The organism is Halalkalibacter lacteus (assembly GCF_036663595.1).
Classification (GTDB): domain Bacteria; phylum Bacillota; class Bacilli; order Bacillales; family Bacillaceae_D; genus Halalkalibacter; species Halalkalibacter lacteus.
Genome location: NZ_JAWRVL010000433.1, coordinates 1 through 239, shown reverse-complemented (window position 1 = coordinate 239; position 239 = coordinate 1). Strand labels below are relative to the sequence as shown.

At 74.1% G+C, this 239-nt stretch carries 1 protein-coding gene; it reads right to left on the bottom strand.

Features of this window, described 5'->3' with window-relative positions:
* Positions 1-239, bottom strand: a 239-nt coding sequence (locus SAZ04_RS22920; RefSeq protein ID WP_332700090.1) for an ABC transporter substrate-binding protein, incomplete at both ends; no start/stop codon positions are given.

Sequence of the window (239 nt, the reverse complement as noted above, 5' to 3'; positions counted from 1 at the left end):
GCGGATCAGCGCTTCGGCCGCCGGACGCCGCGCCTCGAGCACCGGGGCGCGGAAGGCGAGCACTTTTTCCACCCCGCGGCGCCAAATCTGCGCCGTGGCGAGCACGATCACGCCTACTCCGCGCGCCACCGCCGCGCTGTTCCACGGCGCGCCGACGCAGGCGCCGTCGATCTCGCCCGCCGCCATCGCCTCGCCGACGAACGGCGGCGAGACGGTGACGATCTCGACGTCCTCGTCAG